This is a genomic window from Massilia sp. X63 (genome assembly GCF_041023745.1).
GTDB lineage: Bacteria > Pseudomonadota > Gammaproteobacteria > Burkholderiales > Burkholderiaceae_D > Telluria.
Map to the genome: position 1 here is coordinate 177,927 of NZ_JBFTEF010000006.1, position 22,278 is coordinate 200,204.

Here is a 22,278-nt window from a genome sequence, read left to right on the forward strand (position 1 = left end):
AGCCCTTGAATTTCCGGTTTCATAGCCCAATCTTGGCAGCCTGACATCATCGAGTTGCCAGGAGGCCTGTCCATGAAACGCATTGTCCTGTTCCTTGCCACCAACCTTGCCGTCGTGCTGGTGGTGTCGCTCGTGCTTAACCTGCTCGGGGTGGGACGCGCCGTCACGGGGCAGGGCATCGACGTCGGCTCCCTGGCCATGTTCTCGCTGGTGGTCGGCTTCACCGGTTCCTTCATCTCGCTCCTGATGAGCAAGCCGATGGCCAAGTGGTCGACCGGCGCGCGCGTCATCGAGGCCCCCGCCAACGCCACCGAGCGCTGGCTGGTCGATACCGTGCGCCGGCTGTCCGAGCGTGCCGGCATTGGCATGCCGGAAGTCGCCGTCTACGAGGGCGAACCGAACGCCTTCGCCACCGGCGCCTTCAAGAATTCCGCGCTGGTGGCGGTGTCCACCGGCCTGCTGTCCAGCATGAACCAGGACGAAGTCGAGGCCGTGCTCGGCCACGAAGTCGCCCACATCGCCAACGGCGACATGGTGACCCTGACCCTGATCCAGGGCGTGGTCAACACCTTCGTCGTGTTCCTGGCGCGCGTGGTCGGCTTCTTCGTGGACAAGGTGCTGTTCCGCAGCGAAGACCGCGGACCCGGCATCGGCTACATGATCACCGTGTTCGTCTGCGAGATCGTGTTCGGCGTCCTGGCCTCGATCATCGTGGCATGGTTCTCGCGCAAGCGCGAATTCCGCGCCGACGCCGGTTCCGCCAGGCTGCTGGGCAGCCCGGTGCCGATGCAGCACGCGCTGGCCCGCCTCGGCGGCCTGGCCCCGGGCGCGCTGCCCTCGTCGATGGCCGCTTCCGGCATCTCCGGCAGCGGCGGCGGCTGGGGCGCGCTGTTCTCGACCCACCCGCCGATGGAGCAGCGCATCGCGGCGCTGCAGGCGCTGCGTTGACAAGCTGCGCTGCAGGCGCTTCGCTCAACAAGAAACAAGAAAGGCGGCACCGATGGCCCAACACTTCCAGATCCACCCCGACAACCCGCAACCGCGCCTGCTGAAGCAGGCCGCCCAGATCATCAGCGCGGGCGGCATCGTCGCCGCCCCGACCGATTCGGCGTATGCGCTGGTGTGCCGCCTCGACGACAAGGCCGCGGTCGAGAAGCTGCGCCGCATCCGCGGGGTCGACGACAAGCACCACCTGACCCTGCTGGTGCGCGACCTGTCGGCGATCGCGCACTTCGCGCGCGTCGACAACACCCAGTACCGGCTGCTCAAGGCAAGCATGCCGGGGCCGTACACCGTGATCCTGGAGGCGACGCGCGAAGTACCGCGCCGCCTTTCCCACCCTTCGCGCAAGACCATCGGCGTGCGGGTTCCGGAAAACCGCATCATGCTGGCCCTGATCGAGGAACTGGGCGAGCCGCTGATCGGCACCACGCTGCAGCTGCCGGGCGACGACCACATGCTGTCGGATCCCGACGAGGTGCTGGAGCGCCTCGGCAAGCAGATCGAGCTGGTGATCGACGGCGGCGCCGGCACCCTGGAGCCGACCACGGTGATCGACCTGACCGGACCGGCGCCGGAGCTGGTGCGCGAGGGCAGGGGCGATCCGGCCGCATTCGGCCTGTAGACCCGGGTGCCCAAGCTCTTCAGCCCTGCTTAACTGCCGGGCTCCCCGCCTCTGATAGAATCCCGTCATGGATGAATTGATTCGGGCCGTCACGGTCTACGCCTTACCGCTGATCTTCGCTATTACCTTGCACGAAGCCGCCCATGCGTTCGCGGCCAAACGATACGGCGATGCCACTGCCTTTGTCGCAGGCCGCATGACGCTGGATCCGTTCAAGCACATCGATCCCTTCGGCACCGTCGCCATGCCCCTGCTGCTGTATTTCGGCACCCAGGGCGCGTTCACCTTCGGCTATGCCAAGCCGGTGCCGGTCGACTTCGGCGCGCTGCGCAAGCCGCGCCTGCATTCGGCGCTGGTGGCCTTCGCCGGACCGGGGGCGAACCTGGTCATGGCCCTGGGCTGGCTCGTCCTGGCGACGGTGCTGGCGAACTATTCCGGCAACGGCGACTTCCTGCACGAGATGTCGGTCGCGGGCGTCAAGGTCAACCTCCTGATGTTCGCATTCAACCTGATTCCGATCCTGCCCCTCGATGGCGGACGCATCCTCAACAGCATGCTGCCGCCCAAGCTGGCTTACCAGTTTTCGCAACTGGAGCGCTACGGCTTCATCATCGTGCTGGCGCTGGTCTTCCTGCGCATGCTCGATTGGTGGATCGTCGGCCTGCAAAATATCGCGCTGAAGGTCTTGCTGCTGCTGTCGCTTCCCCTGCAGTTGCTGTTCGGCTGAGCGTACCTCCGGGGCCCCGTCCATATGAACATGATGAAGCTGCCGGTCTCGCCCTGGGTCGCACGTTTCGCGCCGCTGGCCAGGGCCGGCGAAGCGCTCGACCTTGCCTGCGGCAGCGGCCGCCACACGCGCCTGCTGGCGGCGCAGGGCATGCGGGTCACCGCGCTGGACCGCAATCCGGAACTGCTGGATCCGCTCGCCGGTCCGAACGTCAGCATCCTCGTGCACGACCTGGAAACCGAGGATGCGGCCTGGCCCTTCGAAGCGGGCCGTTTCGCGCTGATCGTCGTCACCAATTACCTGTACCGTCCGCTGTTCCCGCAACTGATGGCCAGCCTGCGCCCGGACGGCATCCTGATTTACGAGACGTTTGCCCAAGGGAACCAGCTCTACGGCAAGCCCTCGAACCCGGATTTCCTGCTGGCGCCCGGAGAATTGCTCGGCCTGGCGCAGCAGGGCGCGCTGCAGGTGCTGGCCTACGAGGACGGCCACGTGGAGCGTCCGCATCCAGCCCAGGTGCAGCGCCTGTGCGCGGCCGGCCCGGCCTTTGCCAAAACCGAGGCCCGGCTCGACCATAATGTGCTTACGAATGAACCATAGAAGCGGACGATCCGCTACAATCAGACTTTTATTTACTTTCCGGCACGGCCAACGCATATGATTAAGGGCAGCATCGTAGCAATCGTCACCCCGATGTTCGAGGACGGCAGTCTTGACCGCGACTCGTTGCGCAAGCTGATCGACTGGCACATCGCGGAAGGCACCGACGGCATCGTCATCGTCGGCACCACCGGCGAATCGGCCACCGTCTCCCCCGAGGAGCACGCCGAACTGATCAAGATCGCGGTGGACCACACCGCCGGCCGTATCCCGGTGATCGCCGGCGCCGGCGGCAACTCCACCGTCGAGGCCATCGCACTGACCCAGCACGCCAAAGACGTCGGCGCCGACGCCACGCTGCAGGTGGTCCCGTACTACAACCGTCCGACCCAGGAAGGCATGTACCGCCACTTCAAGGCCATCGCGGAAGCGGTCGACCTGCCGGTGATCCTGTACAACGTGCCGGGCCGCACGGTTGCCGACATGAGCAACGAGACCGTCGCGCGCCTGGCGCCGATCGACAACATCGTCGGCATCAAGGACGCCACCGGCAACATCGGCCGCGGCATCGAACTGCTGCGCATGGTCGACAAATCCTTCGCCGTGTACTCGGGCGACGACCCGACCGCGATGGCCCTGATGTTCTGCGGCGCTGCCGGCAATATCTCGGTCACCGCCAACGTCGCCCCGCGCGCGATGCACGAACTGTGCGTCGCCGCCATGGCCGGCGACGTGGCGCGCGCGGTCGAGATCAACAACCGCGTGCTCGACCTGCACGCCAAGCTGTTCGTCGAGCCGAACCCGGTGCCGGTGAAGTGGGCCCTGGCCGAGATGGGCAAGATCCCGTCCGGTCTGCGCCTGCCGCTGGCGCCGATGTCTTCTTCGTTCCACGATACCGTGCGTGGCGCACTGGCCCAGGCGGGCCTTCTCACTGCCTGAACCCGCAAGGGTTCCGGTTCCCAGTACCTGATATCGAAAGCCATGACTAACCGCACCATTACGACTCCTGCCGCCGCGCGCGTGCTGACGCTCACCGCGATCGCGCTGAGCCTCGCAGGCTGCACCACCATCTTCGAATCGGACAAGGTCGACTACCGCGGCGCCAAGAAGGCCGCCAACCTCGAAGTTCCGCCGGACCTGACTGCGCTGCAGCGCGACAACCGCTACGCCATCCCTGACGGCAAGGGCGTGGCGACCGCCTCCGGCTTCCAGCAGCAACAGATGGGCGCGCAGGGTGCGGGCGTGCCGATGGGCGGCGGCGCGATGCAGCCGATCGGCCCTGTCTCGACCGACGCCGTCAGCATCCAGCGCAACGGCGACCAGCGCTGGCTGGTGGTCAAGCAGACCCCGGAACAACTGTGGCCGCAGCTGCGCCAGTTCTGGGAAAACCAGGGCTTCGCCATCGAGACCGAGTCGGCCACTACCGGCACCATGGAAACCAACTGGGTCGAGAACCGTTCCAAGATCCCGCAAGACTTCATCCGCGGCGCACTGGGCAAGGTGTTCGACCGCGCCTACTCGACCGGCGAGCGCGACAAGTTCCGCACCCGCCTCGAGCGCCTGCCGGACGGCTCGACCGAGATCTACATCAGCCACCGCGGCGCCGAAGAAGTGCTGCAGGGCGCCCAGAAGGAAACCACGATCTGGACCGTGCGTCCGAACGATCCGGGCCTGGAAGCGCAATTCCTGGGCCGTCTGGTTGCCCAGCTGACCGGCATCAAGGAAACCAAGCAGGCCGAGACCACGGTCGCGAACGCGCCGGTGGCGCCGCAGCAGGCCAAGCTGGTCGGCAGCGCCATCGAACTGAACGAAGGCTTCGACCGTGCATGGCGCCGCGTCGGCCTGGCGCTCGATCGCGTCGGCTTCACCGTGGAAGACCGCGACCGCGTACAGGGCGTCTACTTCGTGCGTTATGTCGATCCGGACGCGGCCAACAAGGAAGGCTTCTTCAAGAAGCTGTTCACCTTCGGCAGCGCGGAAGACAAGGCCAAGGAAGCGCAGCGTTACCGCGTGATCGTCAAGGCCGAGCAGGGCGCCTCGACCAGCCAGGTGAGCGTGCAGACCAACGACGGCAAGCTGGAGACCGGCGACACCGGCGCGAAGATCCTGAAGTTGCTGACGGACGAGCTGAAGTAATAGCGGTTCCGGGTTCGATCGAAAAACCGGCCTTGCAAGGCCGGTTTTTTTTATGCCATCCCGCAGCTTTGGGACCTTATCCGGGCGCAGGCGCGCTCGAATCTGGCTGGCTGGCCGAGAAGGCCCAATCGTACAGGCGAAAAAAAACCGGCCCGCAGGCCGGTTTTGAATCAGAACGTGCTGATTACTTGGTTGCAGCAGCGTCAGCAGCTTGCGAAGCAGCGGTCGAAGCAGCAGCAGCTGCGTCAGCAGCGGTCGAAGCAGCAGCCGAAGCGGCAGCAGCAGCGTCAGCAGCCGGAGCAGCGACGGTTGCGTCGGTAGCGGCCGGGGTAGCGGCTGCGTCGGTGGTAGCAGCAGGTGCTTCAACAGCAGCCGGAGCGACCGGAGCAGCTTCTTCTTTCTTGCTGCAAGCAGCCAGAGCAACAGCCATCAGGGAAACGATCAGCAGGGATTTTTTCATGATTTTCCTTAATATTTCAAAAGTAAGTACTGCTAGTTTGAATAATAATTACCGGTAATTATTGCTCAGAGGAATTCTCGTGCTTCATTAAAAGCAATACTGCCAGATAGGCAACGGAACCTTCCTGACCTGATATTATAGCCAAATTTACTGAATCGCAATAGCGAACTCATGCTGTAGCGAAAGTAATTTGCGAGTTAACAAAATTTAGTTTGTTACAAGTTGCAACCGAAGGCACAACACGCTCGCGCTTGGCTTCCCTATAACGCTCACAAGCCTGTTCTGGTTGACGACAAAGTGAGAATCGACTCTTCCCAGATTGCATCGAAGCGGTGGCGCGGCAGGTCGACGGCGCCGGGCGTCGCGAAAGCCGCCTCGCCACGCATGTGGTCGCTATGAAAACGGCGGACCACATGCAGGTCGTCCGCGATGCAGAATGAATCGGTGAGCTGGCGCAGCCCCTTGGGCGTGGCGCGGCATTCGGCGCCGTGGCTGTAGTCGCGCAGCAGGCGCAGCAGGCGCGGGTAGTGGCGCTCGATATGGGCCGGCGTATGCATGGCCAGGCGCAGCACCCCGCCGCGCCCGAGGAAGGCGCGCAGCGCCGCTTCGACGTCGCTCGCGCCCAGCGGGAACACCGCGAAGTCCGGATCGAACAGGTCGAGCCGGCTGCGGGCGGCGGCCAGGCAGGCGCGCACCTGCGCCTCGAACGCGAGGCGGGTGTCGAAACGCGTGACAATCGGCTCCTGCATCGCTCCTCCCGCCGCCGGTCGATCAGCCCAGTTCGACCCAGCCGTCCTGGTACCAGGTGTACAGCGCCTCGAGTACGTCGTCGGTGGCGCTGGCCAGCAGTTCGCCGCCGATGCGGCGCTCGTTGGCCAGCACGTCCAGCACCGCCTTGTCGGCGCGGCCGACGGCGAAGGACTCGCCGTTGATGAACACATTCTTGCCGCGGTAGAGCATCAAGGTCTTGCTCGACAGCTTGATACCCTTCTTCGCTGCCGTCTCCATGAAGCGGCCGACCGTCAGCGGCTTGGCCGGGCCGGTGAAGAACACGTTGTGCTTGGGCTCGGACAGGTACTCGCCCAGGAAGATGGTCACGTCTTCCTCGTCCCAGCGCACCTTGTTCAGTTCTTCGGTGACGGTGGAGAGCATCTCGCGCGGGATCTCGGCCGGGTTCTTCGGCTGCTGCAGGTCCGGGTCGGCGTAGCGGCCGGGCAGGTCGATGGAATCGGCCATGAACTGCAGGAAGGCTTCGCCCAGTTCCTGGAACGACGGGGAACGGAAGCCGATCGAATAGGTCATGCATTCGCCTTCGGCCACGCCGTCGTGGGCATAGTGCGGCGGCAGGTAGAGCATGTCGCCCGGTTCCAGCACGAATTCTTCTTCGGCTTCGAAGTTGGCGAGGATCTTCAGCGGCAGGCCTTCGATCAGGTCGAGGTCCTGCTGGGCGCTGATGCGCCAGCGGCGCTTGCCCTGGGCCTGCAGCAGGAACACGTCATAGGAATCGAAGTGCGGACCGACGCCGCCGCCGTCGGTGGCGAAACTCACCATCAGGTCGTCGAGCCTGGCGTCCGGCACGAAGCGGAACTGGCGCAGCAGTTCGTCGGCGCGCTCGTCAAGCAGGTTGACGCCCTGGACCAGCATGGTCCATTCGCGTTCGCTGCGCGCCGGCAGTTCGGCGAGCGGGCCGTGCTGCATGTCCCACTGGCCGTTGCGCAGGGAAACGAGGCGCGATTCGACGTGGTTCTCGCGTGCGAGCTCGGCCAGCTTCTCGAACTTGAGCAGGGGCTTGAAGCCCGGGATGGCCTGGCGGATCAGCAGCGGTTTCTTGTGCCAGTAATCGCGCAGGAACTGGGCGGGAGTAATATTCCCGAGAAGCTGTAATTTTTTCATGCGCCATTATATCAACCCACATAAGCAACCGAAAATGTGCCAGCCCGACAAGGGTCGCGACTGGCCAAGAGGTATAATCCGGGGCTTACAACGAAAGGATCTGCGATGAAGATTGCCAAGAATACGGTCGTGTCGGTCAACTACAAGCTGTCGGACGCCCAGAACAACCTGATCGAAGAGGGCTCCCAGCCGATGGTGTACCTGCACGGCGGCTACGAAAACACCCTGCCGAAGATCGAAGAAGAGCTCGACGGCAAGGAAGCCGGCTACTCGTCGACGATCCAGGTCGAGCCGGAAGATGCCTTCGGCGACTACGATCCTGAACTGGTGAAGGTCGAAGACCGCAAGCGCCTGCCCGAGCCGCTCGAAGTCGGCATGCAGTTCGAAGGCGTGGCCGAAGGCGTCGACGACGAGCCGACCATCTTCACCGTGACCGATATCGCGGACGACAAGGTGGTCCTGGACGGCAACCACCCGCTGGCCGGCATGGCGCTGCGCTTCGACCTGTCGGTGATCGACGTGCGCGAAGCCACTCCGGAAGAAATCGCCCACGGCCACGTGCATGGCGCGCATGGTCACCACCACGAAGAGATGGAAGACAGCGACGAGGGCGATCACTTCCGTAGCAAGCCGCTGTAATGCTGCTGCGCGCCTGCAGCGTTCTGTGTCACGCTGCAGGCCTGCACCCTGGGTCCCGGCCCAGGCCGGGACGACGGCTGATCCGCTGAGCGGATTCGCCGGGTCAGCCGTTGCGTCGTCATCCCTGCGACAGCCGGCATTCAATCTTTCTTGCACAGCCCTTGGCGCGGACCTTCAGCGCACAGTCTCACCCAGGCTGAACACATTCTCTCCCTTGCCCGCCACCAGCACTTCCACCATGTGCGCCCCGACGGACAAGTGCCCCAGGTTGCCGCGCCAGGCGATGGCCGGCCGCGCATCCTTCGGCAGTCCGGCGCTGTCGATCACCAGCACCTGCCCCTTGAACTTCGCCGCCTGGGTCTGCACCTGGCGGCGCGTGTCGGCGAACCCGTCGTGACCCGTGGGCGTGCGCTGCAGCAGCGCGCGCAGGCCGTTCGCCGGTTGCAGCAGCGGCTGCATGTTCCCTTCCGCAAACAGCACCACCGCATCCACCTTGTCCTGCCGGGCGATCGCGAACAGGCGATTGAGCCAGAAGCGGTTGGCCACCGCCCGGTCTTCGTATTCGCTGTTGCGTCCCGCCGCCGCCAGGTAGTGGTTGTTGTTGGCCGGCAGGTTGATGGTGGCGTACAGCACCTTGCCGACCTGCCAGTGGGCGTTCTCGGCATAGCTGCGAAAGCGCGGGCTGCTCGACAGGCGCGTCACCGGGAGCCTGGCCTTGCCGAGCGATTCGGGTTCGCCATAGAACAGTTCGCGCAGGCGGTTCAGGCGTTCGATCGCGCTGGTGCGGCCGGCCGAGTTGCGGCAGCCGGTCCAGTCATCCCCCGTGAGCGACAGCAGGACCGGGCGCCTGGCCTTGTCGAAGAGTTCGCGGCGCTTCTGGTAGAGGCGGTCGCCGCAGGCTTCCTTCTCGCCCTTGATGCCGGTAACGACCAGGAAAGCGAGTTCCTCGTCCCTGGCGTCCTGCAGCACCTCCTTGAGCGCCGTCTCGCCGCCCTCCGCGGCGCGATGGCCCACGATGGCGAAGCTGTGCGCATTCGGATCGATCGCCTTGTCCTTCTCCTTCTTCTTGTCGCGCGCGCTGCCCGGGGCCGCGATCAGGGCGGCCGCCAGCAGCACTGCAAGAAGGAGGGGACGGCGCGCCGGCATCAGGCCACGAGCCGCTTCAGCTCGTAGAGCCGTTCGAGCGCTTCGCGCGGGCTCAAGGCGTCCGGGTCGATCGCGGCCAGGGCGTGTTGCAGTTCGCTCTGCACGGCGTCGTGCGCGCCTGTGTCCGCAGCCGGTGCGGATGCGGACGGGGCATCGTCGATGTCCTCGCAGGGCGCCGCGAACAGGTCGAGCTGGGGCGTGGTGTCGAGCGCCTGCGACTCCAGCCGCGCCAGGTGCTTGCGCGCGGCGCGGATCACGGCCGGCGGCACGCCCGCCAGCTGCGCCACCTGCAAGCCGTAGCTCTGCGAGGCGGGGCCGTCCTGCACCGCGTGCAGGAACACGATGCTGTCCTTGTGCTCGACCGCCGACAGGTGCACGTTCACCGCGCTCGGGTGGGTCTCCGGCAGCTGGGTGAGTTCGAAGTAGTGGGTCGCGAACAGCGTGAAGCTGCGGCTGGTCTCGATCAGGTGGCGCGCGATGGCCCAGGCCAGCGCCAGACCATCGAAGGTCGAGGTGCCGCGGCCCACTTCGTCCATCAGCACCAGCGACTGTTCGGTGGCGCCGTTGAGGATGGCCGCCGATTCGGTCATCTCGACCATGAAGGTCGAGCGGCCGTTGGCCAGGTCGTCGCTGGCGCCGATGCGGGTGAAGATGCGGTCGATCGGACCGATGACCGCTTGGGTAGCCGGCACGTAGCTGCCCACGTAGGCCAGCAGCGTGATCAAGGCCACCTGGCGCATGAAGGTCGACTTACCGCCCATGTTCGGGCCGGTGATCAGGAGCATGCGGCGCTCGTCCGCCAGGCGGCAGTCGTTGGCGATGAAGCGCTCGATCTGGTTTTCCACCACCGGGTGGCGGCCTTCGACGATGTTCAGGCAGGGCTCGTCCACCAACTGCGGCGCGCACCAGTTGTTGCGCACCGCGTGGCTGGTGAGGGCCACCAGGGTGTCGAGCTGGGCCAGGCCGCCGGCGATCGACTGCAGGCAGCCGATGAAGGGCGCCAGGTCGCCCAGCAGCTGGTCGTACAGCATCTTCTCGCGCGCCAGCGCGCGGTCCTGGGCCGACAGCGCCTTGTCCTCGAAGGCTTTCAGTTCCGGCGTGATGTAGCGCTCGCAGTTCTTCAGGGTCTGGCGGCGGCGGTAGTCTTCGGGCACCTTGTCGGCCTGGCCGTTGGTGACTTCGATGTAGAAGCCGTGCACACGGTTGTACTCGACGCGCAGGTTGGCGATGCCGGTGCGGGCGCGCTCGCGCGCTTCCAGGTCGACCAGGAACTGGCCGGCGTTCTCGGAGAGCGCGCGCAGTTCGTCCAGTTCGGCGTCGAAGCCGCGCGCGAACACGCCGCCGTCGCGCACCATCACGCTCGGCTCTTCCATGATCGCGCGGCTGAGCAGGTCGATGCAGGACTCGGGCGGAGCCAGCAGGTCGTGGATCTCGCGCAGCAGGCTGGTGTCACCCGCGACGAAGCAGCGCGCCACCTGCTCGCGCAGCGCCGGCAATGTTTTGAGGCCGTCGCGCAGGCAGGACAGGTCGCGCGGGCGCGCCGACAGCAGGGCGATGCGGGTGGTGATACGTTCGATGTCGGGCACGTTCGCCAGGGTGGCGGAGAGACCATGGGTGGCATCAAGCTGCGCCAGCGCGGCGATCGCCTCGTGGCGCGAGCGCGCCACCCGCTGGTTGCGCCGTGCGTGGTGCAGCCAGTGGCGCAGCATGCGCGAGCCCATCGCGGTGCGGCAGCCGTCCAGCAGCGAGAACAGGGTGGGCGCTTCCTGGCCGCGGATGGTCTCGGTCAGTTCCAGGTTGCGGCGCGTTGCAGCATCCAGGCCGATGTATTCGTTCTCGAGCTCGCAGGCCAGGCTCTTGACGTGCTGCAGGCCGCGGCCCTGGGTCGATTGCGCATAGCGCAGCAGCGCGCCGGCCGCGCCGAAAGCGGCGCCCAGTCCGTCGGCGCCGAAGCCGGTAAGGGTGGCCACGCCCAGCTGGTCGAGCAGCGCCTGGTGGCCCTTGAGGACGTCGAAGTGCCATTCCGGCACGCGGTTGGTGTGCGCCGCCGGCTCGCACTCGAACAGGTCGGCGCAGTCGGCGCGCAGGATCTCGGCCGGGGCAATGCGTTCGAGTTCGTGCGCCAGGCGCGCTTCGACCGCGCGCTGCTCGCCCGCGAATTCCATCAGGCGCAGCACGCCGCTGGCCAGCGACAGCCAGGCCAGGCCGACGGTGACCGTCTTGCGCTGGGAGAGCATGCACATGGCCAGCAGCGGACGGTCGGCTTTCTCGGGCAGCAGGTCGCTGTCGGTCAGGGTGCCCGGCGTCACCACGCGCACCACCTTGCGCTCGACCGGACCTTTGGACAAGGCCGGGTCGCCGATCTGCTCGCAGATCGCGCAGGATTCGCCGATTTTCACCAGCTTGGCCAGGTAGCCGTCCAGCGAGTGGAAGGGCACACCGCACATCTTGATCGGCTGGCCGTTGGAGCTGCCGCGCGCCGTCAGCGTGATGCCGAGGATGCGCGCCGCCTTTTCGGCGTCGTCATGGAACAACTCGTAGAAATCGCCCATGCGGTAGAACACCAGCATGGTGGGGTAATCGGCCTTGATGCGCAGGTATTGCTGCATCATGGGGGTGACTTTTTCCGCCGGACTGGTCTTGAGGGCGGCGGCGTTGATTTCGTTGGGAGCGTTCATGTCTAGTGATTCGGTACGGCAGGCGGGGGCTGAGCCAAGGCTCGTCATTCTACCGCGTTCGGGCGCCTCGGCGCTGCAAAATGGGCAATCCTGCCAGCCGCATTGCGCGTGATCCGATCAGCGAAGCCTGAGGAAAAAGTCAGGCAATTTCTCATGGGAGCAAGCGAATCGAACACTGCAGGGGACGATACGCCATCCGGACCTGGCGCGGGCAGTCTTCGGCGCCAGGCCTTGCCTCACGACGCTGCCTGTTCATTCGTTGACGGACGGGGGCTTGACCTGGCCGCAGTCGCTGCTCAGCCATTTGCCGGAGCCGCTGGTTTTCTGGGTCATCGGTTTGCCGTCAGGACCTGGAAGGGTGGCGATCGACTCGAAGGTGTAGGCCTTGTCGCTCTGGTACTTCAAGCTGGCATCGATGTTCATCTGCGGGCGCGTGCACTGCATGCTCACTTTCATCCCGCCAGGCGCAGGAGAGCGCTTCTGCGTACAGGATTCCATTCCCCGCTTGCCGAGAAAGTTGAAATCGGCGAGGTTTTCCTTGGTAATGCATTGCTTGGTGCGCAAGCCGTCATCCGTGAATTCCGTACCGTGCGTCTCGAGTTGGGCCAGCGCCGACGCGATCTTCTTGCGCTGCTCGGGAGGCATCGAGGCCATCTGGGCTTTCATCTGCTCGACGTAGCCTGCCATCGCATTGCCGTTCGCCTGGCCTGGCAAGCGCATGTCCACAACCCACAGTCCCGGCTTGATGTTGACCTGTTGTGCGGACGCATCCGATGCGTGGACGAGGGCGAACGCAAGGAGGGGTAGGGCGATCGGTGTCGTTCTCATGGCAACTCCTGAAGGGTAGGGCACTAGTGTAGACGAGAGCTTGCGATCTTGCTGTTTCCTGAACGGCCCGCCTGTCCATGAGGACGTCCTCACACCGGCGTCCAGGTTCCTGTCACGGCTGGTTTGCCTGCGGCTTCCAATACGAATCCTGTCGACGCCGGCGCCATGCGCAGGGTCACGGCGCGGCCCAGGGTAATGGGGGCGCGGAAGCGGCAATCGATGCGTGCGGTTCGGCGCCCGTTGTCGCGTTCGAGTGCAGCGCAGGCCTTGGCCAGCGAATGCATCCCATGGATGATCGGCGCCCGCATGCCCATCAGCCTGGCGCTCCAGCGGTACAAGTGGATAGGATTCCAGTCGCCCGACAGGCGGGCATAGCGTCGCCCCGCAGCAGCGTCCAGCGTCCATTGCGCCAGCGGCGCCCCGGGAAATTCCGGAGCGGCGTCCGCCTGCTTCGCCCCGCCACGTTCACCGCGTCGGATCAGGTAAGTACTGGCGCAGGCGAACACCAACTTGCCATCCGCACTGCCGCTGGTCTCGAGCACACAGCGCAGGGCGCCGCTGGAAGAGGGGGGCGGCAGGCGCAGCACGGTGCGCAGCAGCAGCGGCTGATCGGGCGCTGCGGGGCCGTGCGCCTCGAGCGTGTTCTCCATGTGCACGAGTCCCGCGATGCGGTACGGGAAGCGCGGGTCGAGCATGGTTGCCAGGTGGGCGCGCTGGGCCGGCAGATACCACCAGGTCAGCGGGATGTGCGCATCCTTGAATCCGAAGGCCGCGCGATAACGCGCGATGTCGTCCAGCGGCAAGCGGTCGAGGCGATATTCGGTGACGAGTTCCGGCAGTGCCGAAAGAAGGGGGCGCTGCGCACGCCGCTTTGGAAACTTCAGCAGCGCCCGCAGCAGCGTGACAGGCCCCATGGCCGGCAGCGCCGGCACATGGGATGTCGATGAGCCAGGCATCAGCCTTCGGCGACGCGTTGCGCGATGTGCGCCAGGGCCTCGTCCACCTGGTCGATCAGGATCAGGCACAGGTCGCCGGTGTCCAGGCGCGACAGTGCGCGGTCGATGGCGACGAATTCGCCGTTGATCTCCTCGACGTGGCTGGTGCGGGTGGCGCCATCGAGGCCTTTGCGCAGCAGCGCGATCACTTCGCCGTCGGCGCGGCCGCGCTGGCACTGGTCCTGGTACAGCAGCACCTCATCGAAGGCCTTGCCGAGGATTTCGGTCTGCTGGGTGATGTCCTGGTCGCGGCGGTCGCCGGCGCCGCTGATCACCACCGAGCGGCGCTTGCCCGGCATGCCTTCCACGGCATTGACCAGGGCGGCGATCGCGTCCGGGTTGTGGCCGTAGTCGGCAATCACGGTGGCGCCGCGGTAGTCGAACACGTTGAAGCGGCCCGGCGCGTTGTCGCTTTCGCCGACGAAGGTCGTCAGGCCGACGCGGATCTTGTCCCAGTCGACGCCCACGCCCCAGGCGGCGGCCACCGAGGCCATCACGTTCTCGACCTGGAAGCCGACCGTGCCGTTGCGGGTAATCGGCACCTCGGCCAGCGGAATGCGCTGCTCGAACCTGCCCTCGGCGGCGACCAGGTGGCCGTCTTCCACGAAGACCACGCGGCGGCCCTGGGCGCGGTGCATGGCCATGACCGGGTTGCCGACGTCGAGCGCGAAGAAGGTGACCTCGCCGCGGGTGACCTCGGCCATCGCGGCCACGGTCGGGTCGGCCGCGTTCAGCACGGCCATGCCGCCATCGGCCACGTTCTGGACGATCACGCGCTTGAGCACCGCCAGGTCTTCCAGCGTGGTGATGTAGTTCAGGCCGAGGTGGTCGCCGGCGCCGATGTTGGTCACCACCGCCACCTTGCAGCGATCGAAGGCCAGGCCTTCGCGCAACAGGCCGCCGCGTGCGGTCTCGAATACGGCGGCGTCGACGTCCGGGTGCAGCAGCACGTTGCGCGCGCTGCGCGGGCCCGAGCAGTCGCCGCTGTCGATGCGGCGGCCTTCGATGTAGACGCCGTCGGTGTTGGTCATGCCGGTGCGCAGGCCGGACGCGGTGAGCAGGTGCGCGATCAGGCGCACGGTGGTGGTCTTGCCGTTGGTGCCGGTCACGGCCACCACCGGGATGCGGCCGTCGTCGCCGTGCGCGAACAGGGTGTCCATGATGGCTTCGCCGATCGGACGGGGCTTGCCGAACGAGGGCGACAGGTGCATGCGCAGGCCCGGGGCGGCGTTGACTTCGACGATGCCGCCGTTCTGTTCCTCGATGGGTTTGAGCACGCTGTCGCACACCAGGTCGACGCCGCAGATGTCCAGGCCGACCATGTGGGCGGCGGCGATGCAGCGCTCGGCGACGTCCGGATGGACGTCGTCGGTGACGTCGGTGGCGCTGCCGCCGGTGGACAGGTTGGCGTTATTGCGCAGCACCACGCGCTGGCCCTTGTCGGGTACCGAATCGGCATGCATGCCGTGCTTGGCGAGCGTGGCCAGGGCGATGTCGTCGAAGCGGATCTTGGTCAGCGAGGTGGCGTGGCCGTCGCCGCGGCGCGGATCCTTGTTGACCTGTTCGACCAGTTCGCGCACGCTGTGCACGCCGTCGCCCACCACCTGCGGCGGATCGCGGCGGGCGCAAGCCACCATCTTGTCGCCGATGACCAGCACGCGGTAGTCGTGGCCCGGCAGGTAGCGCTCCACCAGGATGTCGTCGCGGAATTCCGAGGCGGCGTGAAAGCCCGCGGTCAGCTGTTCTTTCGTCGTGACATTGACGGTCACGCCCTTGCCCTGGTTGCCATCCTTCGGCTTGATCACGACCGGCAGGCCGATTTCCTGGGCGGCGGCCCAGGCGTCTTCGGGGTCGCTCACGCTGCGGCCCATCGGCACCGGCACGCCGGCGGCGTCGAGCAGCTTCTTGGTCAGTTCCTTGTCCTGGGCGATGGTCTCGGCAATGGCGCCGGTGGCGTCGATCTCGGCGGCCTGGATGCGGCGCTGGCGGCTGCCCCAGCCGAACTGGACCAGGCTGCCCTCGGTCAGGCGGCGGAACGGGATGTTGCGGGCCACTGCAGCCTGCACGATGGCGCCGGTGGAGGGGCCCAGGCGCACGTCTTCGTCGAGTTCGCGCAGGCGGGCCAGCGCGCCCGCCAGGTCGAAGGCGGTGTCGTGACGGGCCGCGTCGACCAGTTCCTGGGCCAGTTCCAGCGCCAGGCGGCCCACGTCTTCTTCGCTGTATTCGACCACCACCTGGTAGATGCCGCGTTCGACGGTGGCGGTGGTGCGGCTGAAGGTGACCGGGCAGCCGGCTTCGGCCTGCAGCGCCAGCGCCACGCGCTCGAGCACCTGGGCCAGCGGCACCGTGTCCTCATGGCCGTAGGGCTGCAGTTCGCCCACCTGCGGGAAGCGCGCGCGCAGCCGCGTCTCGAAGCCGGCGAGCTGTCCGATCGATTCTTCTTCAAGGGTGCAGGCGACGATCGCCTCCACCGAGGTGTGGTGGCTCCACAGGTTGGGGCCACGCAGGGCCCGTACGCGAGATACTTCCATAAACCTTCAGTCCTTTCGGGCGCGGCACCGCGCCATGAGGGCCGGTGCGCAGCGCAGGTCCCGGCACCGGCCGGGCCGTTCTTATTTAGTTGGTCGTCTTCTTCGGGGTGGCGTCGAAGGCGCGCAGGCCGCCGCAGATCAGGTCCGCGGGCACGCCCAGCGCCCAGGCCGCCGCCACCGCGGCCAGCACGCTGTCCGGATGCTTCACGGTGGCCGGCGGGATCTTTGCAAGCTCCAGCAGCGCGGTTTCGTCGCCGCCTTCGGCCAACACGATGCGCCGGTCACGCACGAACACGACCCGTTCGCCGGCCGCACGGTGCGCCGCCATGGTCGGGTTGTGCTCGTCGAGCGCATAGAAGATCACGCGGCCGTCGGACAGTTCGGCCAGGGCCGCGACCTGTTCGTTGGCGGCGTTCAGCACGGCCGCGCCTTCCGGCAGGATCACGTCGACCTGGCTGCGGATCACGTTGCGCAGTGCGTCCTGGTCATGGATGTGGAACTCGGCGAGCTCGTCCAGGCCTTCCATGTCGGTGACGATGCCGACCAGGCAGCGGTCGTAGGGCAGGCCCTCGGACAGGATGGTGCGTGCGTTCGATTCGAACACGGCGGTCTGCACGGTGCGGTTGATCAGGAGGCGCTGGCCGGCCTCGAAGCCGGTGGCGTCGCGGCTGGAGACCTGGCGCGCGTCCAGGTACAGGCCTTCGCCGTTGGCCACGCCGACGTGCTTGCCGGTGATGTGCACCAGGCAGCCCACCAGGCGCGCGATCAGGCTGGTGCCGAGCGTGCCGGTGACGCCGACCACTGGGATGCGGCCGGTCTCGCCGTCCGCGAACAGGTGCTCGATGATCGCCTTGCCGACGTTGCGCGGCCGGCCAGCGGCCGGCTTGATGTGGGCCAGCAGGCCCGGGCTCGAATTGACTTCGATGATGGCGCCGCGCTGTTCTTCGAGCGGGCGCGAGATGTCCTCGACCACCAGGTCGATGCCGGCCACATCCAGGCCGACGATGCGGGCGGCCAGGGCGGCCGCGTGCGCGACCGAGGGGTGGACCTGGTCGGTGACGTCGTCGGCGACGTTGCCGTTCACCTGGATCAGCACCTTCTGGCCGGCCGGCGGCACGGAGTCGGGCGTCAGGCCCTGGCGCTTCAGGTCCAGCATGATCTCGCTGTCGTGCGGCTTGACCAGGCCGAGCGGGTGTTCCTCGCTCTCGCCGCGGCGCGGGTCGGTGTTGATCTGGCTGTCGCACAGTTCGACCACGTTCTGCCTGCCGTCGCCGGTCACCCACAGCGACTCGCCCTTGGCGGCGGCCACCACCTCGCGGCCGACCACCAGCAGACGGTGCTCGTTGCCGGGGATGAAACGCTCGACCAGCACGGCGCTGCTGTCGCCGGCTTCCGCGGCGATGGCGTAGGCGGCGATGACATCGGCTTCGGTCATCAGGTTCAGGGTCACGCCGCGTCCGTGGTTGCCGTCGACCGGCTTGACCACGACCGGCAGGCCGATGTCCTGCGCCTCTTCCCAGGCTTCTTCGGCGCTGCGCACCAGGGCGCCTTCCGGCACCGGCACGCCGCAGGAAGCGAGCAGGGTCTTGGTCAGGTCCTTGTCGCTGGCGATGCCTTCGCCGATGGCGCTGGTGCGGTCGGTCTCGGCGGTCCAGATGCGGCGCTGCGCCGCGCCGTGGCCGAGCTGCACCAGGTTGCCCTCGGTGAGGCGGATCGAGGGAATGCGGCGCTCGGTGGCGGCGTCGACGATGTGCGCGGTCGACGGGCCCAGGCACCAGCGGTCCACCAGTTCGGTCAGGCGCTGCACGGAGGTGGCCATGTCGAAAGGGGTGTCGTTGATGGCCGCCATCATGAGTGCGTGGCCGGCCTCCAGCGCCGCGCGGCCGACGATCTCGTCGCGGGTGCGGAAGGCCATCTTGTACACGCCGCGCTGGCCGGTCGAGCGGGTCTTGCCGAAACCGGTCTTCATCCCGGCCAGGTTCTGCAGCTCGAGCACGACGTGCTCGAGGATGTGGCCGGCCCAGGTGCCGTCGCGCAGGCGTTCAATGAAGCCGCCATGGTGGCCGACGCCGCAATGGTGTTCGACCAGGCCGGGCAGCCAGGCGCACAGGCGTTCGGTGAAGCCGGGCAAGGTGTTGGATGGGAAGTCTTCGAGCTCCCCGATGTCGAGCCAGGCCTCGATCACCGGTCGGTAGGTCCAGATGTTCGGGCCGCGCAGGTGGTTCACGCGGAGGAACTTGATGTCGTTCTTCTTGTTCATGAAAAAATGTCTTTGCCGGCCGCGGGCTTCCTGCGCGCCGCCGATCTTTACCTTTGGTTACCTGCCTGTTGCTACGGTACCGGAAGGCGGCTGTTCGCAGCGCACATCCACGGTACATTCCTATATACTTGCCGGCCCGAAGCTTACCGGGCCGCTTCCTTTCCTGCCTATTCGCGCATCTACTTACTGTTTCCTGTCATCCAAAGAATACGCAGAAACGTTATGCCTGTTTGTGGAGCGTTTCACCAAGCAGGCACCCCGGCACGTCCGTGCCAAGCCGCCTGTGACCGCATTTCGCACCTCCCACCAGAACCCATGCCTGATCTCGGGCGTAATACATGACAACTCAACAACTTGCTATTCCGTCGTCCCTGGCGGTTGCCGCCAATGGCCTGCCTGAACACTGGCAAAATGACGTTGCGAAACAGCTTGCACCAGGGGAAAACGTTTTGACCGGCGTCGAGGTTGACCTCGATGCGAAATTACGTTTCAAGAAGGGCCTGGTGGTGGTCACCAGCCGCCGCCTGCTGGCCAAGGCCGCGGGCGAAGACGGCTGGCGCGACTGGGCCTACCGCCCCGGGCTGGTTCTTCGCCATCACGACCACGCCGGCGTCGGCCACCTGGAACTGGTCGATGCCGAGGGCCTGCTGGGGGCCTGGCGCTTTACCCTGGGCCAGAACCTGGGCGCGATCCGCGTGGTCGACCATTTCAACGAACAGGTGAAAAGCCATGTGACGGGCGTGCCGGTGACCCCGCCGGAGCAGCACACCTGCCCGAGCTGCAAGGCGCCGCTCGAGGCCGACGACGCCGAGTGCGCCGTGTGCGCCAAGGTGCTGCACACGCCGCCGTCGACCTGGACCCTGTTCCGCCTGTGGCGCTTCGCCCGGCCCTACAAGGGCCAGCTGCTGCTCGGTTTCCTGCTGATGGTGGGCTCGACCGGCGCGCACATGATCCCGCCGTATCTCACCAAGCCGCTGATGGACAATGTCCTGATTCCATACCAGAACGGCCAGACCATCGACACCACGCTCGTCTATTTATATATGGGTGGCCTGTTCGGGGCGGCGCTGCTGGCCTGGGCGCTGGGCTGGGGCAAGACCTACGTGCTGGCGCTGGCCTCGGAGCGCATCAGCGCCGACCTGCGCTCGACCACCTATGAACACCTGCTGCGCCTGTCGCTCGAATACTTCGGCGGCAAGCGCACCGGCGACCTGATGTCGCGCATCGGCAGCGGCTCCGACCGCATCAGCGTGTTCCTGTCGCTGCACCTGCTCGACTTCCTGTCGGACGTCCTCCTGATCATCATGACGGGCGTGATCCTGTTCAGCATGAATCCGTGGCTGGCGCTGGTGACCCTGGTGCCGCTGCCCTTCATCGCCTGGATGATCCACGTGGTGCGCGACAAGCTGCGCACCGGCTTCGAGAAGATCGACCGCGTCTGGGGCGAGGTGACCAACGTGCTGGCCGACACCATCCCGGGCATCCGCGTGGTGAAGGCCTTTGCCCAGGAAAAGCGCGAGGCCGTCCGCTTCCGCGAAGCCAACAAGCACAACCTGGCCGTCAACGACAAGCTGAACAAGGTCTGGTCGCTGTTCTCGCCGACCGTCTCGCTGCTGACCGAAATCGGCCTCCTGGTGATCTGGTGCTTCGGCATCTGGCAGGTATCGCAGGGCGACATCACGGTCGGCACCCTGACCGCCTTCATCGCCTACAGCGGCCGCTTCTACGTCAAGCTCGATTCGATGAGCCGCATCGTGTCGGTCACCCAGAAGTCGGCCTCGGCCGCCAAGCGCATCTTCGACATCCTCGACCACGTGTCGAGCGTGCCGGACCCGGTCAATCCGGTGAAGGTGGACAAGGTGGCCGGCAACATCGAGCTGCGCGCAGTCGGTTTCCGTTACGGCAATCGCGCCGTCAACCGCGGCATTTCGCTGAGGATCAAGGCCGGCGAGATGGTCGGCCTGGTCGGCCATTCGGGTTCGGGCAAGAGCACGCTGGTGAACCTGATCTGCCGCTTCTACGACGTGGCCGAAGGCGCGATCCTGCTCGACGGCACCGACATCCGCAGCTTCGCGGTGGCCGATTACCGCCGCAACATCGGCCTGGTGCTGCAGGAGCCTTTCCTGTTCTTCGGGACGATTGCCGAGAACATCGCCTACGGCAAACCGGGCGCCACCCGCGAAGAGATCATCGCGGCGGCGCGCGCCGCGCACGCCCACGAGTTCATCCTGCGCCTGCCGCAGGGCTACGACTCGATGGTGGGCGAGCGCGGCCAGGGCCTGTCGGGCGGCGAGCGCCAGCGCATCTCGATCGCGCGCGCGCTGCTGATCGACCCGCCGATCCTGATCCTGGACGAAGCCACCTCCTCGGTGGACTCGGAAACCGAGAAGGAAATCCAGAAGGCGCTCGACAACCTGGTGCAGGGCCGCACCACCATCGCCATCGCGCACCGCCTGTCCACGCTGCACCGGGCCGACCGCCTGGTGGTGCTGGACCGCGGCGTGGTGGTGGAAGAGGGCAGCCACGACGAACTGATGGCGCGCGAAGGCGCCTATCACCGCCTCTACGAAGCGCAGGCGCGCAACGTGGACCAGGATCCCGACGACAAGGACGACTAAATGAGCAGCACTTTTCAACTGCGCCGCGACAGCTTCGGCAAGCTGGTCCTGACCACCGCCGACGGCGAGGAACACGTCGGAGTGATCCCGGTGCGCGCTTTTCCGATCCAGGCGCCGATGCGTGGCATCTCGATGGTGCGCGAGGGCGGCAAGGAAGTGGCCTGGATCGACGACCTGGCCGACCTGCCGGAACCGATCCGTCATCTGGTGCAGGAGGAGATCGAGGGCCGCGAATTCATCCCCGAGATCCTGCACATCAGTGACGTGTCGAGCTTCGCCACGCCCTGCACCTGGTACGTGAAGACCGACCGCGGCGACACCGAGTTCGTGCTCAAGGTCGACGAGGACATCCGCCGCATCGGCGAGGCTTCGCTGCTGGTGTCGGACAGCCACGGCATCAACTTCCTGGTGCGCGACATGTTCCATATCGACAAGCACAGCCGCAAGATCCTGGACCGCTTCCTGTAAGCGTGTCGATGCGGACGCCGCAGGAATGACCCGTGCCGCGGGTCTGTTTTGACGGCGAGTGTACGCCCGCCCACATACCGGCAGGCAGGTCGCGGGTAGAGTCTCCCCATCCGCCAAGCCAGAAAGGAAGACGCCATGGACTCGATCAACCGCAATCAGCCCGAACAGAACCGTCTCGACCTGAGCGGCCGGGAGGCCGTGCAGCGCCTCAAGGAGTTGGCGCAGGACGCCGACAGCTGCTTCTTCGTCACCCGGGGCGGCCTTGGGCCTAGCCGGGGCGTGCGCCCGATGAGCGTGCGCGAGGCGGACGATGCCGGCCAACTCTGGTTCCTGAGCGCCGCCGACAGCCACAAGAACGCCGAAATCGCTGCCGATCCGGCGGTCACGCTCTACTTCCAGAAAAATGCCCATGCCGGCTTCCTGGAGCTGGACGGTCATGCCGAGGTGCTGACCGACCGCCGGCGCATCAAGGAGCTGTGGAACTTCATGCTCAAGACCTGGTTCACCGAAGGCGAAGACGACCCGCGCATCACCGTGATCCGGGTCATTCCGCGCCGAGGCTACTACTGGGACAACAAACACGGCGACGCCGTGGCCGGGGCCAAGGTGGTGGTCGGCGCGGTGCTCGGCAAGACGCTGGACGATTCGATCGAAGGCACGCTCAGTTTCTGAGCC

General features: G+C 66.2%; 19 protein-coding genes. 10 read left to right on the top strand and 9 right to left on the bottom strand.

Going from position 1 to position 22,278, the window contains the following annotated elements; all coding sequences use genetic code 11:
- The first annotated feature begins 72 nt into the window (after positions 1–72).
- From htpX to bamC, 6 genes are all read left to right on the top strand, one after another.
- Positions 73–948: a protease HtpX gene (gene htpX / locus AB3347_RS14230; protein ID WP_369092462.1), complete on the top strand. Its 876-nt coding sequence runs from the start codon at positions 73–75 to the stop codon at positions 946–948.
- Positions 949–1,000: 52 nt separating this feature from the next.
- Complete coding sequence (locus AB3347_RS14235) at positions 1,001–1,624, top strand: L-threonylcarbamoyladenylate synthase (RefSeq protein ID WP_369092463.1); 624 nt, start codon at positions 1,001–1,003, stop codon at positions 1,622–1,624.
- Positions 1,625–1,691: 67 nt separating this feature from the next.
- Positions 1,692–2,351, top strand: coding sequence for a site-2 protease family protein (locus AB3347_RS14240; protein WP_369092464.1), 660 nt, complete (start codon positions 1,692–1,694; stop codon positions 2,349–2,351).
- A 33-nt stretch (positions 2,352–2,384) separates the two neighbouring features.
- The gene (locus AB3347_RS14245; protein ID WP_369092593.1) at positions 2,385–2,951 is read left to right on the top strand and encodes a class I SAM-dependent methyltransferase; all 567 of its coding nucleotides are present in this window, start codon (positions 2,385–2,387) and stop codon (positions 2,949–2,951) included.
- Between the two features lie 57 nt (positions 2,952–3,008).
- Positions 3,009–3,890: a 4-hydroxy-tetrahydrodipicolinate synthase gene (gene dapA / locus AB3347_RS14250; RefSeq protein ID WP_369092465.1), complete on the top strand. Its 882-nt coding sequence runs from the start codon at positions 3,009–3,011 to the stop codon at positions 3,888–3,890.
- Between the two features lie 42 nt (positions 3,891–3,932).
- Positions 3,933–5,087 carry an outer membrane protein assembly factor BamC gene (gene bamC / locus AB3347_RS14255; RefSeq protein WP_369092466.1) on the top strand — a complete coding sequence of 385 codons (1,155 nt, stop codon included), beginning with the start codon at positions 3,933–3,935 and terminating at the stop codon, positions 5,085–5,087.
- Between the two features lie 184 nt (positions 5,088–5,271).
- Here the strand turns inward: bamC and AB3347_RS14260 are convergent, their stop codons facing one another.
- From AB3347_RS14260 to AB3347_RS14270, 3 genes are all read right to left on the bottom strand, one after another.
- Positions 5,272–5,547 carry a hypothetical protein gene (locus AB3347_RS14260; protein ID WP_369092467.1) on the bottom strand — a complete coding sequence of 92 codons (276 nt, stop codon included), beginning with the start codon at positions 5,545–5,547 and terminating at the stop codon, positions 5,272–5,274.
- A 269-nt stretch (positions 5,548–5,816) separates the two neighbouring features.
- Entirely contained in the window at positions 5,817–6,296 is a 480-nt protein-coding gene (locus AB3347_RS14265; protein ID WP_369092468.1) for a hypothetical protein, read from the bottom strand.
- Between the two features lie 22 nt (positions 6,297–6,318).
- Positions 6,319–7,440 carry a cupin domain-containing protein gene (locus AB3347_RS14270; RefSeq protein WP_369092469.1) on the bottom strand — a complete coding sequence of 374 codons (1,122 nt, stop codon included), beginning with the start codon at positions 7,438–7,440 and terminating at the stop codon, positions 6,319–6,321.
- 105 nt (positions 7,441–7,545) lie between these two features.
- Here AB3347_RS14270 and AB3347_RS14275 point away from each other — a divergent pair, with 105 nt between their 5' ends.
- On the top strand, positions 7,546–8,079 hold the full coding sequence (locus tag AB3347_RS14275) for a peptidylprolyl isomerase (protein WP_369092470.1): 534 nt from the start codon (positions 7,546–7,548) through the stop codon (positions 8,077–8,079).
- Between the two features lie 174 nt (positions 8,080–8,253).
- Here AB3347_RS14275 and AB3347_RS14280 read toward each other — a convergent pair whose 3' ends face one another.
- The 6 genes from AB3347_RS14280 to cphA (AB3347_RS14305) form a co-directional block, all read right to left on the bottom strand.
- The gene (locus AB3347_RS14280) at positions 8,254–9,225 is read right to left on the bottom strand and encodes a hypothetical protein (protein ID WP_369092471.1); all 972 of its coding nucleotides are present in this window, start codon (positions 9,223–9,225) and stop codon (positions 8,254–8,256) included.
- Positions 9,225–11,903 (bottom strand): DNA mismatch repair protein MutS, encoded by a 2,679-nt coding sequence (gene mutS, locus AB3347_RS14285; RefSeq protein WP_369092472.1) that lies wholly within the window; start codon positions 11,901–11,903, stop codon positions 9,225–9,227. The genes AB3347_RS14280 and mutS overlap by 1 nt, the downstream gene beginning before the upstream one ends.
- A 252-nt stretch (positions 11,904–12,155) precedes the next feature.
- Positions 12,156–12,731, bottom strand: coding sequence for a DUF3617 domain-containing protein (locus tag AB3347_RS14290; protein ID WP_369092473.1), 576 nt, complete (start codon positions 12,729–12,731; stop codon positions 12,156–12,158).
- Positions 12,732–12,820: 89 nt separating this feature from the next.
- A complete protein-coding gene (locus tag AB3347_RS14295; RefSeq protein ID WP_369092474.1) occupies positions 12,821–13,687 on the bottom strand; it encodes a MaoC family dehydratase in 867 nt (288 codons plus the stop codon).
- The gene (gene cphA / locus AB3347_RS14300) at positions 13,687–16,257 is read right to left on the bottom strand and encodes a cyanophycin synthetase (protein WP_369092475.1); all 2,571 of its coding nucleotides are present in this window, start codon (positions 16,255–16,257) and stop codon (positions 13,687–13,689) included. Before cphA (AB3347_RS14300) ends, AB3347_RS14295 begins: the two co-directional genes overlap by 1 nt.
- Before the next feature lie 85 nt (positions 16,258–16,342).
- Positions 16,343–18,517 carry a cyanophycin synthetase gene (gene cphA / locus AB3347_RS14305; RefSeq protein ID WP_369092476.1) on the bottom strand — a complete coding sequence of 725 codons (2,175 nt, stop codon included), beginning with the start codon at positions 18,515–18,517 and terminating at the stop codon, positions 16,343–16,345.
- Between the two features lie 338 nt (positions 18,518–18,855).
- On the opposite strand from cphA (AB3347_RS14305), the gene AB3347_RS14310 reads away from it, so the two are divergent.
- From AB3347_RS14310 to AB3347_RS14320, 3 genes are all read left to right on the top strand, one after another.
- Positions 18,856–21,135, top strand: coding sequence for an ABC transporter ATP-binding protein (locus AB3347_RS14310; RefSeq protein WP_369092477.1), 2,280 nt, complete (start codon positions 18,856–18,858; stop codon positions 21,133–21,135).
- Positions 21,136–21,603 carry a DUF1854 domain-containing protein gene (locus AB3347_RS14315; protein ID WP_369092478.1) on the top strand — a complete coding sequence of 156 codons (468 nt, stop codon included), beginning with the start codon at positions 21,136–21,138 and terminating at the stop codon, positions 21,601–21,603. It begins immediately after the preceding gene.
- 135 nt (positions 21,604–21,738) lie between these two features.
- Positions 21,739–22,275 carry a pyridoxamine 5'-phosphate oxidase family protein gene (locus AB3347_RS14320; RefSeq protein ID WP_369092479.1) on the top strand — a complete coding sequence of 179 codons (537 nt, stop codon included), beginning with the start codon at positions 21,739–21,741 and terminating at the stop codon, positions 22,273–22,275.
- The last annotated feature ends 3 nt before the right edge of the window (positions 22,276–22,278 follow it).